11 protein-coding genes are annotated in these 15,516 nt (G+C 57.3%); 6 read left to right on the forward strand and 5 right to left on the reverse strand.

The annotated features are described in order from the left end of the window. The first annotated feature begins 117 nt into the window (after window positions 1-117). The 3 genes from K5E19_RS03095 to K5E19_RS03105 are packed head-to-tail and all read left to right on the forward strand — an operon-like array spanning window position 118 to window position 3,273. On the forward strand, window positions 118-2,757 hold the full coding sequence (locus K5E19_RS03095; protein ID WP_221549921.1) for a YdbH family protein: 2,640 nt from the start codon (window positions 118-120) through the stop codon (window positions 2,755-2,757). Further along, the gene (locus K5E19_RS03100) at window positions 2,754-2,945 is read left to right on the forward strand and encodes a YnbE family lipoprotein (protein ID WP_010430706.1); all 192 of its coding nucleotides are present in this window, start codon (window positions 2,754-2,756) and stop codon (window positions 2,943-2,945) included. The genes K5E19_RS03095 and K5E19_RS03100 overlap by 4 nt, the downstream gene beginning before the upstream one ends. Before the next feature lie 7 nt (window positions 2,946-2,952). Further along, complete coding sequence (locus K5E19_RS03105) at window positions 2,953-3,273, forward strand: YdbL family protein (RefSeq protein ID WP_221549922.1); 321 nt, start codon at window positions 2,953-2,955, stop codon at window positions 3,271-3,273. On the opposite strand, the gene feaR is transcribed toward K5E19_RS03105, so the two are convergent. Then, window positions 3,274-4,182, reverse strand: a complete 909-nt coding sequence (feaR, locus tag K5E19_RS03110) for a transcriptional regulator FeaR (protein WP_221549923.1) — start codon at window positions 4,180-4,182, stop codon at window positions 3,274-3,276. 241 nt (window positions 4,183-4,423) lie between these two features. Here feaR and K5E19_RS03115 point away from each other — a divergent pair, with 241 nt between their 5' ends. Continuing rightward, window positions 4,424-5,923 (forward strand): aldehyde dehydrogenase family protein, encoded by a 1,500-nt coding sequence (locus K5E19_RS03115; RefSeq protein ID WP_221549924.1) that lies wholly within the window; start codon window positions 4,424-4,426, stop codon window positions 5,921-5,923. Between the two features lie 99 nt (window positions 5,924-6,022). Here K5E19_RS03115 and K5E19_RS03120 read toward each other — a convergent pair whose 3' ends face one another. The 4 genes from K5E19_RS03120 to paaZ form a co-directional block, all read right to left on the reverse strand. Further along, a complete protein-coding gene (locus K5E19_RS03120) occupies window positions 6,023-7,129 on the reverse strand; it encodes a GGDEF domain-containing protein (protein ID WP_221549925.1) in 1,107 nt (368 codons plus the stop codon). A 77-nt stretch (window positions 7,130-7,206) separates the two neighbouring features. Beyond that, window positions 7,207-9,180 carry an alkyl/aryl-sulfatase gene (locus tag K5E19_RS03125; RefSeq protein ID WP_221549926.1) on the reverse strand — a complete coding sequence of 658 codons (1,974 nt, stop codon included), beginning with the start codon at window positions 9,178-9,180 and terminating at the stop codon, window positions 7,207-7,209. A 168-nt stretch (window positions 9,181-9,348) separates the two neighbouring features. After that, window positions 9,349-11,625, reverse strand: coding sequence for a primary-amine oxidase (gene tynA, locus K5E19_RS03130; protein WP_221549927.1), 2,277 nt, complete (start codon window positions 11,623-11,625; stop codon window positions 9,349-9,351). A gap of 330 nt (window positions 11,626-11,955) precedes the next feature. Further along, on the reverse strand, window positions 11,956-13,995 hold the full coding sequence (paaZ, locus tag K5E19_RS03135) for a phenylacetic acid degradation bifunctional protein PaaZ (protein ID WP_221549928.1): 2,040 nt from the start codon (window positions 13,993-13,995) through the stop codon (window positions 11,956-11,958). Window positions 13,996-14,279: 284 nt separating this feature from the next. Between paaZ and paaA the strand changes: the two genes are divergently transcribed. Together paaA and paaB are read left to right on the forward strand one after the other, a co-directional pair. Continuing rightward, entirely contained in the window at window positions 14,280-15,209 is a 930-nt protein-coding gene (paaA, locus tag K5E19_RS03140; protein WP_221549929.1) for a 1,2-phenylacetyl-CoA epoxidase subunit PaaA, read from the forward strand. A gap of 12 nt (window positions 15,210-15,221) precedes the next feature. Continuing rightward, a complete protein-coding gene (gene paaB / locus K5E19_RS03145) occupies window positions 15,222-15,509 on the forward strand; it encodes a 1,2-phenylacetyl-CoA epoxidase subunit PaaB (RefSeq protein ID WP_221549930.1) in 288 nt (95 codons plus the stop codon). Window positions 15,510-15,516: the final 7 nt, after the last annotated feature.

Below are 15,516 nucleotides of genomic sequence, written 5' to 3' on the forward strand. Positions count from 1 at the left end.
TAACATTCCAGCATCTATCCTTTAATCTGGCATTCACTTCAACTGACTGGCTAAACATGCGACAATGATCGGCAATGTCGGCTTAATTCTTTCGCTAAATCAGGATATTAACTGCCCATGAAGGGTAAATACAAAGCCGCGATTGCGCTTTTACTGCTGTTGATTTTGGTGCCGCTGACGCTGCTGATGACGCTCGCCCAGTGGGTGCCAACACTCGCCGGGATCTGGCTCCCCGTCGGAACGCGTATCGCTTTCGAGGAAAGCCCAAAACTCACCCGTCACGCGCTGGTGATCCCCGATCTTCGCTATCTGGTGGACGAGTGTGAAATTGCGCGTATCGACAACGTGACGTTGTCACACCCAAGCCGCTGGAAGCTTGATGTAGGCAACCTTGAGCTTAACGCCGTCTGCCTCAGCAAACTCCCGCAATCTGCGCCGTCGACGGTGGCACCCAAAACGCTGGCCCAGTGGCAGGCGGTGTTACCGAATACCTGGCTGACGGTGCATCGTCTTTCTCTTGCCCCCTGGCAGCAGTGGGAGGGCGAACTTCATGCGTCACTCACTCCCGCCAGTCAGGAAATCACCTATAAAGGCAAGCAGGTCAGCATTAAAGGCCAGCTACGCGGACAAACTCTCTCTGTCAGTCAGTTCGATATTCGCCTTCCAGACCAGCCGCAGCCTGTAAAACTGGTCGGGAAATTTACTCTGCCGCTGGTGCCGGACGGCGTGCCGGTGAAAGGCCATGCCGTTGCCACCTTTAACGTGCCACAGTTGAACTCTCTGGTCGATGCCGATCTGGACTGGGAAGACAATCAGGGACAACTGGTGGTGATGGCGCGGGACAATCCCGATCCGCTGCTCGACCTGCCGTGGCAGATTACCGCCGAACAGCTGAATATCAGCGACGGACGCTGGAGCTGGGCGCTGTCCGGCCTGCCGCTCAGCGGGCGTGTTGCCCTGCGTATTGATAACTGGCAGCAGGGGCTGGAAAAAGCCACCGTTTCCGGGCGACTGAATGTATTAACGCAGGGCGATGCGGGCAAGGGTAATGCGGTCCTGAATATCGGCCCGGGTTCGCTTAGCATGGAAAACAGCGATATGCCGCTGTATCTGAGCGGCGAGGCGAAACAAAACGATCTCATTCTCTACGCCAAACTCCCGGCCAAACTGACCGGAAGCCTCAACGATCCGCAGCTTTCCTTTGAACCCGGCGCGCTGCTGCGTTCGCGCGGTCGCATTATCGATTCGCTGGATATTGATGAAATCCGCTGGCCGCTGGCGGGCGTGAAGCTCACGCAAAAAGGCGTCGATGGTCGACTTCAGGCCATTCTGCGCGCGCATGAAAATGAAATGGGCGACTTCGAACTGCACCTGGACGGTCAGGCCAATGACTTTTTACCCGATAATGGCGTGTGGCAGTGGCGCTACTGGGGAAAAGGGAGCTTTACGCCTATGCACGCGCGCTGGGATGTCGCCGGTAAAGGCGAGTGGCGCGACGCGCTTATTGAGTTAACTGAACTCTCGACCGGATTTGACAAACTCCAGTACGGCACCATGACGGTAGGCGAGCCTCGCCTGGTACTGGATACCCCCGTTCGCTGGAACCGCGATCCGGCCAAACCCTCCTTCAGCGGCGCTCTGGCGCTGAATGCCGGACAAACGACGTTCTCCGGCGGAAGCGTACTGCCGCCTTCGGTACTGAGCTTCAGCGTTGATGGCACCGATCCGACGCTCTTTCAGTTCAGGGGCGACCTCCACGCCGACAAAATTGGTCCGGTACAGGTCAATGGACGCTGGGACGGCGAACGCCTTCGTGGTCAGGCCTGGTGGCCGAAACAGTCGCTCACCGTGTTCCAGCCGCTCATCCCACCCGACTGGAAGATGACGCTGCACGACGGTGAACTGTATGCGCAGGTGGCCTTCTCGGCTGCGGCCGGTCAGGGCTTTGAAGCAGGCGGTCACGGGGTGGTGAAATCCGGCAGCGTCTGGATGCCGGATAACCAGATTAACGGTATCGACTTTGTCCTGCCGTTCCGTTTTAGCGAAGGCACATGGTCGCTGGGCACGCGCGGGCCGGTCACATTGCGTATCGGCGAGGTGCAAAACCTGGTCACGGCAAGGAATATCACCGCGGATTTGCAGGGAGACTACCCCTGGAGCGAGGAGAACCCGCTGTTGCTCACCAACGTCAAGGTTGAGGTGCTGGGCGGGAAAATCACCATGCAGCAGCTGAGGATGCCGCAGCACGATCCGGCATTGCTGCGCGTGGACAATATCTCGTCCAGCGAGCTGGTAAGCGCCGTCAATCCGAAACAGTTTGCGATGTCCGGGCCGGTCAGCGGCGCGCTACCGTTCTGGCTGGACAATGAAAAATGGATCATCAAAGATGGCTGGCTGACCAACCCTGGGCCGATGACGCTGCGTCTCGACAAAGACACGGCTGATGCCATTGTGAAAGACAATATGGTCGCAGGGGCGGCGATTAACTGGTTACGCTATATGGAAATTTCCCAATCGTGGACAAAACTCAATGTAGATAATCTGGGTGTATTAACGCTGCAGGCGACCATTAAAGGCACCAGCCGCGTTGATGGCAAAAGCAGCACCGTGAACCTGAATTACACCCACGAAGAGAACCTATTTACCCTCTGGCGCAGCCTGCGCTTTGGGGACAACCTGCAAACATGGTTTGAGCAACATGCGGCGATACCGGGTCTCCGCAGTTCGACTGGCAAGGAAAGTGAGGAACAACAATGAAAAAGATGGCTGGTGTACTCACCGTTGCCGTTGCCGCGCTGATGACAGGCTGTACGCCGCGCATTGAAGTCGCTGCACCAAAGGAGCCGATTACCATCAACATGAACGTCAAAATCGAACACGAGATCCATATTAAGGTCGATAAAGACGTTGAAACCCTGCTGAAATCGCGCAGCGATCTGTTCTGAGGACGCCATGAAACGAACGTTAGCTCTCATTTTGCTGGCACTGGGAATGCACGTGCAGGCGGCAACCCTTACCCTGAATGACGCCCGTGAGCAGGGGCGCGTGGGGGAGACACTGAGCGGCTATATCGCGCCGATCAAACACGATGCTGAAACACTGGCGCTGGTCAGCCGCATTAACGCGGCGCGCACGGAAAGCTATCAGAAGCTGGCCGACAGCAATAACTTACCCGTAGACGAAGTGGCAATAATGGCGGGGCAAAAGCTGGTTGCCCGCGCGCAGCCGGGTGAATACGTGAAGGGCATTAACGGTAAATGGCTGAAGAAGTGATCAGCGGAAACGCTTGCGATACTCTCCCGGAGACACGCCAAAACGCTGCTTAAATGCCGTTGAAAAATGGCTGTGATCGGCAAAGCCCCAGCTGTAGCCGATCCCCGCCAGCTTTTCATCATCGCTGGCGGAGCGCAACACCTGCGCGCAAAGGTCCAGGCGGCGGTTTTTGATGTACTGCGCCACGACCAGCCCCTTATCGGCAAACATGCGGTACAGGCTACGTACCGACATCCCGCTCTCTGAGGCAATCCACTCCGGCCGCAGGGCATCAGACTGAATATGATCTTCAATCAGCGAGAGGACGTGCTGGAACTGACGTTCCTTTCGCGGCTGGACGACGTCACGTTGCTGAAACGCCGGGCGGAGCAGGCAGACCATTGCCTCCAGCGCCGCTTCGCTCTCCCTGTCGCTCAGGTCCGCATTCCCCATACTCTCCTGTAACAGGCGATGGCTCAATTGTACGGTCGGCAGGCTACGCGAAAGCGTTAGCGCGCAGCTTACCTCCTGAAAACGACACTGCTGCTCGATGATTTGACGCGGCACGAGGAGTGAAATCTGGCGGGATTTATCCTGCCAGGAGATGGAGCAGGGGCGCGACGCGTCGATGAGCGTTATGTCGCCGGTATGGAGAATGGAACGTCGGTCATCCTGTTCAATCTCGGCACCGCCTTCAAGCTGAAACACGGCGTAAAACCAGGCATCGTTACTGTTTTTAATTTCCCGGCGGGTACGGAACAGGTTGACGTTGCCTGCGGTCACGGTGCTGAGCTTCAGGCTTCTTGCGTAGCTGGTTTCGAGCTCGCCAATGAATGTGCCCTCTAACGGGCGAGCGTCAAACCGTCCGCAAACCTGGTTAATCTGCGCCAGCCATTGCTGATATTTTTCCTGTTCGCTCGCACATGCCATTGTTTATCTCGCCGCACCGTCAATGTTTTTGCATTGTTGCATTTGTGTTGCAATTTGTCAGAGCCATTAGGCTGACTATAGGAAAGAACACTCATCGGTAACAGCGTTATAAGCGGCAATTATCATGTTTTGCGGAGCCTGTCACAGGTGGCAAAGCGAATGTCACACAGACAAAAGCGGGAATGCGAAACCCCTCGTAGACTGCATTAACACCCTGCGAAGAATAACGAAGGAGTACCCTATGTCTGAATCACAGGTAGCCGTCCTGCCCGAGGTCCAGCGTTTTTTGGATCGCCACCACGGCTTGTGGATTGAAGGGCGTCAGGCTGCGTCCGATAGTGAAAAGCGCCTGAACGTCTACAACCCGGCGACGGGAGAGGTCATTGCCTCAACCGCCGATGCCAGCGTTGATGATGTGGATCGCGCGGTAATGTCCGGCTGGCGGGCCTTTGTCGCCCGCAGCTGGGCCGGAAAATTGCCCGCCGAGCGTGAACGCATCTTGCTGCGTTTTGCCGATCTGGTCGAGCAGCACGGCGAGGAGCTGGCGCAGCTGGAAACGCTGGAGCAGGGGAAATCGATCAACATTTCCCGCGCCTTCGAAGTGGGCTGTACCCTGAACTGGATGCGCTATACCGCCGGGCTGACCACCAAGATTGCGGGGAAAACCCTCGATCTCTCCATACCATTGCCTCAGGGCGCGCGCTACCAGGCGTGGACGCGCAAAGAGCCGGTTGGCGTGGTAGCCGGGATTGTGCCGTGGAACTTCCCGCTGATGATTGGCATGTGGAAAGTGATGCCTGCGCTGGCGGCGGGCTGCTCCATCGTCATTAAACCTTCAGAGACCACACCGCTCACCTTGCTGCGCGTTGCGGAGTTAGCGAGTGAGGCGGGTATTCCGGATGGCGTGTTCAACGTGGTCACCGGGAGCGGCGCGGTATGTGGCGCAGCGTTAACCTCGCATCCGCATATTGCGAAAGTGAGTTTCACCGGCTCGACCGCGACGGGGAAACAGATTGCGCGCGCTGCGGCGGATACGTTGACGGGCGTTACCCTGGAGCTGGGTGGCAAAAACCCGGCCATCGTGTTGAAAGATGCAGACCCGGCGTGGGTGATTGAAGGCCTGATGACCGGCAGCTTCCTGAATCAGGGGCAGGTCTGCGCGGCAAGCTCGCGTATCTACATTGAAGCGCCGCTGTTCGACACGCTGGTGAGCGGGTTTGAGCAGGCGGTGAAATCTCTGAGCGTCGGGCCGGGCATGTCGCCGGAAGCCTTTATCAACCCGCTGGTGTCGCGTGCGCACTGCGACAAGGTGCAGACCTTCCTGGATGAGGCGACGGCACGTAACGCAGAGCTTATCACCGGCAACCGCGGCCCGGACGGTAAAGGGTATTACGTATCGCCGACGCTGGTGGTGAACCCGGATGCCGCGCTGCGGCTAACCCGCGAAGAGGTGTTTGGCCCGGTGGTCAACCTGGTGCGCGTGTCCGACGCAGAGGAGGCGCTCCAGCTGGCAAACGACACTGAATATGGCCTGACGGCCAGCGTCTGGACGCAGAACATCAGCAAAGCGCTTGAATACACTGACAGGCTGCAGGCGGGCACCGTGTGGGTAAACAGCCATACGCTGATCGACGCCAACATGCCGTTCGGCGGCATGAAACAGTCCGGCACCGGACGTGACTTCGGTCCGGACTGGCTGGACGGCTGGTGTGAAACTAAGTCGGTGTGCGTGCGCTATTAAAAAACAAGCCGGGTGGCGGCTACGCCTTACCCGGCCTACAAAACCAACATATTCCTGAGATCCCGTAGGCCGGGTAAGCGCAGCGCCATCCGGCGTTATTTAATGCGACCACCGATCCCGCCCGGCCTCTTTCGCCCGATACAGCGCCGCATCGGCGCGGGCGATGATCTCGGTGCCCGCTAACCCTTCCGCCATGCTCGCAATCCCCATGCTCACGGTGACATGGTCGCTAACGGTTGACGCGCTGTGCGGTATGGACTCTGCGCGCAGGCCGTCCTGAATACGTAAGCCAACCTTTTCAGCGATGTTTTCCGGACAGTTAAACAGGATCACCACGAACTCCTCGCCGCCGTAGCGTGATACCACGTCGTCAGGGGTTCGCACCGATTTCTTAAGCACCTCAGCCACGCGTGTGAGGCATTCATCACCCGCCTGATGGCCGTAAGTATCGTTGTAGAGCTTGAAGTAATCGACATCCAGCATAATCAGCGTAAACGGTTTTCCCTGCTCAACCGCATTTTCCAGTACCAGCTCCATCGCCCGACGGTTTGCTGTCCTGGTTAAGGGATCCTGATGGGCCAGCGCGTCCAGGCGGGAAATCAACAACTGGTTCTGCTGGTTGCGACGCCAGGCCTCTTCAAACCAGCTCAGCAGGATAAATCGTCCGCAGACCAGAATGAGCGTAAACACCAACCAGACCACGCCAAAACGCAAATTAACGCCCTGATTCAAAGCAAGGCTGGCGACGGGAAGGGCAATCCAGAGGGGCACGACGAAAGCCAGCAGCCCCGCCGGGTGAAAATAGAGAGCCGTCATCCCGGCCAGCAGCAAAACCACGAAAATGGGCCAGGCGTGGGGGAGTTGTACAACGGCGGTTAACCAGTAGCAGGCCGCTGACCAGAGCAGGCTGCAGATGAACAAGACGGCGCTTATGCCCGACATGTGCCGCCAGCCCATCAGCACTAACGTCGCAGACAGAATGATCACCCCCAGCATTGAGGTATCCACCATCAACCGGAGATGCTGACCTACGTGTAAAACGTTATCGATATCGTTAAATAGCGTATTGCGCAGCAGGAGCATGAGCGCAAAGCTCACATTGACCAATGCCAGCCATGACAGGTTCATTTCCAGCCCATGGAGTACCATCGATTTGCGGGTTGGCCACGTGGCAAGTTCAGGGGTGGTGTTGTGTCTTTTTTCCATTGAAGCCATTTTCCAGTGCGTGGGACACCGATATAAAAAAGGGCGGAAATATCCGCCCCAGGGGTGCGTGCCGTTCGTTACGGTGTCACAATGTTAAACCAGAAATCAAATTTATCCATATATCCAAGCATAGAATCCAGCTTAGCGCCGTCACCGGTGAGTTTCACGTCGCCGCTCTGTTCGGCCTGTTTGAGCGTCACCTCTTTAAGGATAATTTTGTTCAGCGTGTCGCGGTTAAGGGTGATGGTGGCATCAGCGTCTTTAGCCTCCGCGTTTGCCGTGTGGTTCAGCACGCCGTTTTCCAGCTCCAGCTTATATTTCCCGCCATCGCTGCCCAGATCGATGTTAAACACCGATTTGGCATCACCGGCTTTTTGTCCGTTGATATGAACAGCCAGATAGTCAAAGAACATCTCCGGCGTCATCGCCCGCACGGTATCCGGGCTGGCGGTATTTGGCGTTGGGCCTTTCACCACGCCGTTACGCAATTCCTGCGCGCCGGTCAGGTAGAAGTTACGCCATGGGCCAGACTCGGCCTGATAGCCAAGCTGTTCCAGTGCATCCGCTTCCAGGTTACGTGCCGCCTGGTTGTTCGGATCGGCAAAGACCACTTTGCTGACCACCTGCGCGACCCAGCGGTAGTTACCCTGGTCGAAGTCGGTTTTCGCCTTGCTCAGGATGGCATCCGCGCCGCCCATATACTCCACGAATTTCTTGGCGGCTTCTTCAGGCGGCAGTTCATCCAGCGTCGCCGGGTTGCCGTCAAACCAGCCCAGATACAGCACGTAGGTGGCTTTTACGTCGTGGCTTACCGAGCCGTAATAGCCGCGGTTAGCCCAGGTATGCGCCAGTGAATCCGGGAGCTTGAAGTTAGCGGCGATTTCGTCGCGCGTCAGCCCTTCGTTCGCCATACGCAGCGTCTGGTCGTTGATATAACGGTAGAGGTCACGCTGACTTTTCAGCAGCTTGACCACGTTTTCGTTGCCCCAGGTCGGCCAGTGGTGCTGTGCCATGATGATTTCGGCTTTGTCACCCCAGCGTACAATCGCCTGGTTGATGTATTTCGACCACGGCAGCGGCTCGCGGATTTTGGCCCCGCGCAGCGAGTAGGTGTTGTGCAGGGTATGGGTCACGTCCTCAGCGGATTCAATCAGTTTTTTCTCTTCGATATACCAGAGCATTTCGGACGGCGCTTCGGAGCCCGGCGCGAGCATAAAATCATAGGTCAGGCCGTCGATAACCTCTTTCTGCCCATCTTTTTCGATGATGTTGGTCGGGGCAATCAGCGTCACCGTTCCGGCGGAGGTGGTCGTCCCCAGGCCCGCACCCACCTGGCCTTTGGCATCAGGCTTCAGCAGGTTGCCATACATATAGCTGGCGCGGCGGCTCATGACATTACCCGCCATGATGTTCTCGGCAACGGCCGCTTCCATAAATCCGGCAGGCGCGTAGATTTTCACCTTGCCGGACTTCACGTCGGCTTCATCCACCACGCCGCGCACGCCGCCATAGTGGTCAACGTGGCTGTGGGTATAAATAATGGCGACGACCGGTTTCTTGCCGCGATTTTTAAAATAGAGATCCATCCCGACCTTTGCCGTTTCTGCCGACACCAGCGGGTCTACCACGGTAATACCTTCTTTCCCTTCAATGATGGTCATATTCGACAGGTCAAGATTTCGGATCTGATATACACCGTCGGTCACTTCAAACAGGCCACTAATATTAATCAGCTGAGATTGACGCCATAAGCTTGGGTTAACGGAGTCCGGCGCTTTATCGCCTTCTTTAATAAACGAATATTGCTGTGGGTCCCAGATAACATTGCCTTGTTCCCCTTTGATAATCTCCTGAGGAAGCGGTGCAACAAACCCTTTATGGGCGTCCGTGAAATCGGTGTTGTCGGAGAAGGGAAGCTGATTAAACAGGGCGTTATTGGCTTGTTGCGTGGCGGCCGTGGCATCCTTCGGGGCTTCTGCGGCATACGCCGAACTGACGGAAAAAACAAGCCCAGCCAAAGCAAGACTCCTGACGATCAAATTGAATTTCATCCTAAAACCTCTCAATGATGTATTACGTCGCGTGTGGAAAATTTGCGTCCTGGCAGAAAGTGATTCAAAAAGTAAAATGAAAAAAATGAGGTAGAAATAACTATAATCGGGGAGTGGTATTCAGCAAGTAAATGGATGAAAAACCGGGCATTGCGCCCGGTGCGTTATTTATTTCTGTTCGTCTTTCTTTTTCCCGAGCGTTGGCGTCTCGTCGAAGAAGTTCCACGGTTTAAGCAGGGTATGCACCCATTCCGTCGGCATAATCGGCCACTCTTCCGCACGGGCGACGTGGGTTGTGCCGGTGGTCATCCAGACCACGTCATCCTGGTCGTTCAGCGACTCGTTATCCTTGCTGTACTGTCCCAGACCCGTGTCGTGGATGGAGCGGTTCGGGAATTTGCCTTCCGGGTACAACTCATCCGGATGGTAACGGGTCACCCACAGCTGTTTGTCCATAAAGCTCAGGCGATGGTAGATCCACTCGTCCGGGGCAAATTTCGCACCGCTTGCCACCGGGTGCGTACCGCCCGCGTAGGGGATAATCTGGTACGAGACCGGGTTACCCATGCGGTTCTCCTTACTGGTATTGCTCAGCAGCCGAATGGTGCCCGGGTCGAATTTCTGCGCCGCCTGCTGCTCGGTATCAATATCGTACTGATTCACCTGCATGGTGCTGGTGCGCGGGCCCCCGGCGGTATTCGGCTTCACTTCCGGATCCATCGCCACCAGTTTGTTATTGATGCCGTCCACATCCATATCAAGACGGAAGTTGTAGATGTGCTGGTGGGTGGTGCCCACGATGTTATGGTCGATCAGCGTGCCGTATTTTGTGTCGTCTTTGGCGGTGGCATCATGCATGGTTTTCGCCTGAACGCCTTTTACCGCCTCGATACCCGTTGCACCGGCGTCAATACCAATGGTGCCATTTTCATGGAACACCCAGTCGAAGATGTAATCGTAGTTGCCCACGGTACTTACCCAGCGTACCACCAGTTCACGACGTTCGGTGCTGACGTTCGGTTGGCCCATCTCCTGATGCTTATATTCCGGCCCCGCGTAGCGTTCGAAAATCGCAATCGCGCGCGGGATCTCCATCGGCGCACCGGTATAATCCGGGATGGTTTCATTGAGCATCACGGCGTTAGACGGCACGTCTTTACCGCGCACCAGCGGTGAGGTCAGGGTGCCCATACCGTAGTCGCCGGAGTCGAGATAGGCTTTAAAGTACCAGCCCACGTCCGGATCGCCGTAAGGGACGATCATGCCGCCGAGCGACCCCTGATACATAATCTGGCGCTTTTTGCCGTTGTCGTTATACGTGACGGTTGAAATCATCGGGCCGACGCGGGAGTCCAGGCTCAGGTGGAAATCCCAGTTCTGCCAGTGCACCATATCCCCGGTGATGGTGTAGTTCTTGCCTTCCGGCTCGACGATCTCCAGGGGTTTTTTCACCGTTTCTACCCGGTCGCGGCCGTCATACGGGCGCGGGGTGAGCGGAACCGGGATGACCGGACCTTCTTCGATCTTCTGAATTTTCTTCTGCTCAAGATCGACAACCGCGACCAGGTTCTCAATCGGGTGCGCCCAGTAGTTGCCGTCGCCCACGTCCAGATAGCTCACCACCTTCAGCAGGCGATCTTCCTGCTTCAGGCCGTCCTTGCCGTCGAAATAGCCGACGGTCAGCGGGGTGGTAATCACTTTCTTCGTATCGGTGATACCGCGCTTTTTCAGCACTTCGGCAAACTCGGTGCTCTCGTTGATGATCTGCTGTACCGTGGCGAAGTCATCCAGCAGCACCATGCCGTGCGCGTCTTTTACCGGTTCCCAGTGCAGAATTTTTTTATCCTTCAGGTCCACCACGCTTTCGATAACGAGCTTGCCATCGAGCATGACGATCTTCGCCAGGCGGGGGGAATCGAGTGCCGTACCGTTGAGCACAAAGTCCCACACTTTGGCTTTCTCCGGCTCTGCAAGGGCGATCTGGGTAAAGCGGGTATTGGGTTTAAAATCCGCCGAGGTTTTCACAATCTCAACGGCTTGCTTAATTTCGTCCGCCGTTAACGCGTTTAACGGGTGAGGGCGTTTTTCAACCTGGAAGGTCTGGTCAAGGCCGGACTGGAAAACATCGTTGATGAAAGTATCGGAAATAAAGGCTTTCTTGCCTTTCATCACCACCGGCACCTCGAGCCTGAGGGTTTTACCGTTGACGATGGCGGTTTTTGCGCCCGGTTTAACCTTCACAAAGGCACCGTCTTTCGCAATGGTGAACATCTGTGCGTAATCATCCCACTGAACGTCCGCGCCAAAGTCCTGCAGCGTTTTGTCCATCGGGACCATATGCGCCTCACTGCCGTGGGCGAAAACAGGGGATTGCCAGGCGCAACACAGCGCAACGGCCATGGCCAGCGCCGTTCTACGGGCAGAAAAAGAAGAATTGCTTCCCATCGTAGACCTCATCTTGTTGTGTTTATACCCGTCATACTTCAAGTTGCAGGTGCGTTGGCTGCACTCACTCACCCCAGTCACGTACTTATGTACGCTCCCGGGGATTCGTTCCCTTGCCGCCTTCCTGCAACTCGAATTATTTAGGGTTTATTGTGTTGTGACAGCCTTATCCTGACAGGCCCATGAGAAAAGCGTTTGCCTGCATCTGCCAGGTTATTTGTCAGTCTTGCCAGGTTAAAAAAAGAGCGGGGCGGTGTCACACCCCGGCTGGTCATCGTAGGCCGGGTAAGCATCGCGCCACCCCGCAGGAAAGGCGGTGAAGGGAAGGTGTCAGAAATCGCCCTGCTGGCGCGCCACCAGCGTCAGAATGGAGTAGAGCGCCACGGCCTGCTGATGCTGGTTGAAGATCTCAACCGCCCATTCCACTACGCCGGTCGGTTTTTCCTCGGCGGTGCGCTGTTTCTTCAGCGTTTTACGTTTGCAGGTCAGACGCACCTGAATGGTATCGCCCGGTTTCACCGGCTCGATAAAGCGCAGGTTTTCCATGCCGTAGTTGGCAATGACCGGCCCGACGCCCGCATCAACAAACAGTCCCGCTGCGGCGGAAATCAGGAAGTAGCCGTGCACCACGCGCTCGCCGAAGATCGACTCTGCCGCACCGATCTTGTCCATATGGGCATAGAAATGGTCGCCGCTCAGGCAGGCAAAGTTCACAATGTCCGCTTCCGTGAGGGTGCGGCGCGGTGTCAGCAGGCTGTCGCCCGGCTGTAGCTCCTCAAAGTATTTGCGGAACGGATGCACGCGATCTTCCTGCACCGTTGCGCCGCGCACCCACTGTTTGCCAATGGCGGCCAGCATCGTCGGACTGCCCTGAATCGCGGTGCGCTGCAGGTAGTGCTTCACCGCGCGCAGGCCGCCCAGCTCTTCGCCGCCGCCCGCGCGACCCGGGCCGCCGTGCACCAGCTGAGGCAGCGGGGAGCCGTGGCCGGTAGACTCTTTTGATGATTCCTCGTTAAGGATCTGAATACGTCCGTGGGCGCGCGCCGCACCGGCAATAAACTGGCGGGCAATCGCCGAATCGGCGGTGACCAGCGTACCTGCCAGGCTGCCGCCGCCCGCGCGGGCAAGCGCCATCGCATGGTCTGCGTTGCGATACGGCATTAGCGTCGCAACCGGGCCGAAGGCCTCCGTCGCGTGGACGGCCGGGGTTTCATCCGGCTGCGGGCAGAACAGCAGTGTCGGCGGGAAGAACGCCCCCGCGGCCTGCAGATCCGCTTTGCCACCCAGACGGGTCTGGCAGCCTGCGGCGATCAGTTGCTCCACTTTCTCCTGCACGTCCGCGCGCTGTTCGGCGTTGACCAGCGCACCCATCTTCACTCCTTCCTGCGCCGGGTCGCCCACCACCACCTTTTCCAGCCGCGCAATCAGCGCCTGGCTAACCGCGTCAACCTGGTTTTGCGGAACGATAATGCGGCGAATGGCCGTACATTTTTGACCGGCTTTCGCGGTCATCTCGCGTACCACTTCGCGGATAAACAGGGCAAATTCCGGCTGTTCCGGCGTGACGTCTTCCCCCAGCACGCAGCAGTTCAGGGAGTCGGCTTCCATGGTGAACGGAATCGAATTCGCCACGATATTCGGGTGCACGCGCAGGCTTTGCCCTGTACTGGCGGAGCCGGTAAAGGTCACCACGTCCTGGCTGTCGAGCTGGTCGAGGAGATCCCCCGCGCCGCCGCAGATCAGGGTGATGGCACCGTCCGGCACCAGCCCGCTGTCGACGATGGATTTCACCATCGCCTGCGTCACCTGCGCGGTAGCGGTAGCGGGTTTGATGATGGCGGGCATCCCGGCAAGCCAGGTCGGTGCCAGCTTTTCCAGCATCCCCCAGCAGGGGAAGTTAAAGGCGTTGATGTGCACCGCCACCCCGGATTTTGAGGTCAGGACGTGGCGCGCCGCAAAGCCGCCTTCTTTCGACAGCGGGATTAACTCATCTTCCGGCCAGAGCGTGTCATCCGGCAGCTCGCGGCTGCCCAGGCTGGCGTAAGTGAAGAGGGTGCCGATGCCGCCTTCAATATCCACCCAGCTGTCCGCCTTCGTCGCGCCCGTCTGGGCCGACAGGGCATAGAACGTCTCTTTCTCGCTAATCAGGTGCTTTGCCACCGCCTTCAGCATGGCCGCACGTTCGATAAAGGTCATCTCGTGAAGCGCTTCACCGCCGTGCTCAATCGCATAGCGACGGGCGGCCGCCATGTCCAGCCCTTCGCTGGTCACGCTCCACAGCGCTTCGCCACTGATGGCGTGATGAATAGTGCGTTCGCGGCCCCGGCCAGACTGCCAGGTACCGGACACGAAGCTGGCTAACTGCTGCATCGCTTATCTCCAAATGTTACGTAATTTACTCGTTAATAGTTTAATCATGAATCATAAAAATCAAGCTGAGTTTTAATGAATTGTTAACATTGTGATCCGGTCTGATGAATTGCCGCGCGCAAAGCGGCTGTGTAGAGGGTGAACAGTAAAAGCCTTGCGAGCAACATCACAAAACCGGGAAACAATTCTTGGGGTTATATTTAACCTTTGTGTAACTTTTAAAAAACAAAGTGATTCAACATTACGCTTAATTTTGCAAACTAACGAATCATAAAGGTGATGACGTGACGCAAGAACAACGGTTTGAGCAGCGCATAGCGCAGGAGACGGCGATTGAGCCTCAGGACTGGATGCCTGATGCCTACCGTAAGACGTTGATCCGTCAGATTGGTCAGCATGCGCACTCCGAAATTGTCGGCATGCTGCCGGAAGGGAACTGGATCGCCCGCGCGCCGACGCTGCGCCGAAAAGCGATCCTGCTGGCGAAAGTGCAGGACGAAGCCGGGCACGGGCTTTACCTCTACAGCGCGGCGGAAACGCTGGGCTGCGCGCGGGAAGACATCTACCAGAAGATGCTCGACGGCAGGATGAAATACTCCTCCATCTTCAACTATCCGACCCTGAGCTGGGCCGATATCGGCGTGATCGGCTGGCTGGTGGACGGCGCCGCTATCGTCAACCAGGTGGCGCTGTGTCGGACCTCCTACGGTCCGTATGCCCGCGCGATGGTGAAAATCTGTAAAGAAGAGAGCTTCCACCAGCGCCAGGGCTTTGAGGCCTGCATGGCGCTGGCGCAGGGCAGCGAGGCCCAGCGTCAGATGCTGCAGGACGCCATCAACCGCTTCTGGTGGCCGGCGCTGATGATGTTCGGGCCGAACGACGACAACTCGCCGAACAGCGCACGCAGCCTGGCCTGGAAAATCAAACGCTTCGGCAATGACGAACTTCGCCAGCGCTTTGTCGACAACACGGTGCCGCAGATGGAGATGCTCGGCATGACGGTGCCGGATCCCGACCTGCGTTTGGATGAAGAGAGCGGTCACTATCGCTTCGGCGAGATCGACTGGCAGGAGTTTGACGAGGTCATTAACGGGCGCGGCATCTGCAACCACGAGCGCCTGGCCGCGAAACGTAAAGCCTGGGAAGAGGGGGCGTGGGTGCGCGAAGCCGCACTGGCGCACGCGGAAAAACAGCGCGCCCGTCAGGCCGCATAAGAGGAAGTCACAATGAGTATTGTCTACTGGCCGCTGTACGAAGTGTTCGTACGCAGCAAACAAGGGTTATCCCACCGTCACGTGGGCAGTCTGCATGCCGCCGACGATCGCATGGCGCTGGAAAATGCGCGCGACGCCTACACCCGCCGCAGCGAAGGGTGTTCTATCTGGGTGGTAAAGGCGAGCGAGATTGTCGCCTCCCAGCCGGAAGAGAGCGGTGAGTTCTTCGACCCGGCGGAAAGCAAGGTTTACCGCCATCCGACGTTCTACACCATCCCCGACGGCATCGAGCATATGTGAGGCAACG

The sequence above is a fragment of the Enterobacter sp. RIT637 genome (assembly GCF_019718755.1).
Classification (GTDB): domain Bacteria; phylum Pseudomonadota; class Gammaproteobacteria; order Enterobacterales; family Enterobacteriaceae; genus Enterobacter.

Coding starts and splice junctions, on each gene's coding strand:
- K5E19_RS03120 (WP_221549925.1), bottom strand. CDS start 7,129: ATGGAAAAAAGACACAACACCACCCCTGAACTTGCCACGTGGCCAACC.
- K5E19_RS03095 (WP_221549921.1), top strand. CDS start 118: ATGAAGGGTAAATACAAAGCCGCGATTGCGCTTTTACTGCTGTTGATT.
- paaB (WP_221549930.1), top strand. CDS start 15,222: ATGAGTATTGTCTACTGGCCGCTGTACGAAGTGTTCGTACGCAGCAAA.
- feaR (WP_221549923.1), bottom strand. CDS start 4,182: ATGGCATGTGCGAGCGAACAGGAAAAATATCAGCAATGGCTGGCGCAG.
- K5E19_RS03125 (WP_221549926.1), bottom strand. CDS start 9,180: ATGAAATTCAATTTGATCGTCAGGAGTCTTGCTTTGGCTGGGCTTGTT.
- K5E19_RS03105 (WP_221549922.1), top strand. CDS start 2,953: ATGAAACGAACGTTAGCTCTCATTTTGCTGGCACTGGGAATGCACGTG.
- K5E19_RS03100 (WP_010430706.1), top strand. CDS start 2,754: ATGAAAAAGATGGCTGGTGTACTCACCGTTGCCGTTGCCGCGCTGATG.
- K5E19_RS03115 (WP_221549924.1), top strand. CDS start 4,424: ATGTCTGAATCACAGGTAGCCGTCCTGCCCGAGGTCCAGCGTTTTTTG.
- paaZ (WP_221549928.1), bottom strand. CDS start 13,995: ATGCAGCAGTTAGCCAGCTTCGTGTCCGGTACCTGGCAGTCTGGCCGG.
- tynA (WP_221549927.1), bottom strand. CDS start 11,625: ATGGGAAGCAATTCTTCTTTTTCTGCCCGTAGAACGGCGCTGGCCATG.